This is a genomic window from Methanocalculus sp., from assembly GCF_029762515.1.
Lineage (GTDB): Archaea > Halobacteriota > Methanomicrobia > Methanomicrobiales > Methanocorpusculaceae > Methanocalculus.
This window is the reverse complement of sequence record NZ_JARVGN010000437.1, coordinates 1-1,795: the sequence shown is the minus strand read 5'-3', so window position 1 is coordinate 1,795 and position 1,795 is coordinate 1. Positions and strand designations below refer to the sequence as shown.

Below are 1,795 nucleotides of genomic sequence, written 5' to 3'. Positions count from 1 at the left end.
CATAGGAGGAATGTAACTATGGTATGGGACAGGCGAAGATACCCATTTGGATCGATCGGACAGGAGATCGATGAGATGATGGCAGAGATGGAGGCCCGCTTCCAGGATATCTTCTCCGGAAGCAGAACCCTCCTGCCGGAAACCGCTGGCGGAGCAGGAGGCGGGATGGCCGATCGCTTCATGCCCGCCATCCGGGGCGAGTTCAGGGTCGATGTCAGCGACCATGAGGACGAACTGGTGATTGTTTGCGATCTTCCGGGATTTGAGAAGGACGGTGTCAGTGTCCAGCTCATTGATCCACGGACGCTTGAGATTGCAACCCGCTCATCTACCGGGAAGAAGGATGAGCGTGAGAACTACTACATGAGGGAGAGGATGTATGGATCGATGCGCCGCATGGTCCGCCTCCCGGTCGAAGTCACCGAAGAAGGGGCACAGGCCACCTTCAAAAACGGGGTTCTTGAGGTGCACCTGAAGAAGACCGAGATGCCTTCGGTGCGGTCAATTCAGATCGAATAGTCGAAAATAAAAAAAAAGCTACAGAGTGTCTGAATCCCGGGTGGATTGCAAAGCCGACAGGAATACCCCTCATTCAACAGCAACTCAAAAAGAGAGCAACATACAGAAAGAACCGCTTCAGTACCAAAAGCCCCGCTGAATAGAGAGAGGGGAGGAAATTCTCCCCCCCCTCAACTGGCGGGAATGGGTGATCTCATATAGTTCTCAGATCAGACATTTATCCGGAATCTGTTTCATTCACTATCCGGGTATGTGGCCTGATTAGAAGAATATCCAATGAAAAAAAGATTTGTGGGTGTTTTGTGCAGAAGAATGAGCCAATAGACAAGAAAAAGGTCCGTGACTACATGACCTACGATGTCGTCTCCGTGAAGGCAGAAGGCATGATAAAGGATGTCATCGATCATATCCGTTCAACCCAGCACGATGGTTTTCCTGTTCTTCGTGGAAACAAGGTCGTCGGCTACATCTCGGCACGCGATATCATCGGGGTGCATCCGTCAGTTCGGATAGAACAGATCATGTCCCGCCACCTGATCGTCGCCGATCCCGATATGCCGATAACCGATGCCGCCCGTGTCATCTTCCGATCAGGTATCCAGAAACTGCCGGTCGTGAATGAACAGAATGAACTGGTCGGGATCATCTCAAATGCGGATGTGATCAGATCCCAGATCGAGCATGTATCCCCCGGAAAAGTCTACAACTTCATGTCGACGTTGAAGAAACTCTATGGGATCGAACCGACCCTTGAGAGGGGCAATGTCCCGGTTGACCGGCTCCGGCCGACACAGGGAAAGATCTTTCAGGACGAGCTCGAAGGCCGGATGTATGAGATTAAAAAAGGACTTGCTGAACCAGTCATCGTCGTGAAAAGGTCTGGAAAATGGATCATGGTCGATGGCCACCACCGGGCCATTGCAGCAAAGCGGCTCGGCATCAGGATGCTTGATGCCTATATCATCGTGATCGATGAAGATATCGAACTTGGACTTGAACGGACAGCAGAGAGCATGAAACTGTACTCACTTGATGATATCCAGGTGATGGATTATGCACGCCATCCCCTGGTTGCGATCACGCACCGTCTGGTTCCACACGATTGAATTAATCCACACCACTTTCTCTTCCAACTTTCCCCGATTCTTCCCATGCTTTTCTCTTTGCAGAACACCTCTCTGTATCCTTAAAAATGGAGGCTTCAAAAAGCCGGGAAAAGGGTAAGGGGAATTGGCAATGTTTGCCCGGAAGAATCAGGCCGGATTTATGACCCATC

2 protein-coding genes are annotated in these 1,795 nt (G+C 50.8%); both read left to right on the top strand.

The window, feature by feature from the left end; all coding sequences use genetic code 11:
- On the top strand, positions 1-519 hold a 519-nt coding region (locus QCH34_RS11900; protein ID WP_366898642.1), incomplete at its 5' end, for an Hsp20/alpha crystallin family protein.
- 320 nt (positions 520-839) lie between these two features.
- Entirely contained in the window at positions 840-1,625 is a 786-nt protein-coding gene (locus QCH34_RS11895) for a CBS domain-containing protein (RefSeq protein WP_300334455.1), read from the top strand.
- Positions 1,626-1,795 lie beyond the last annotated feature (170 nt).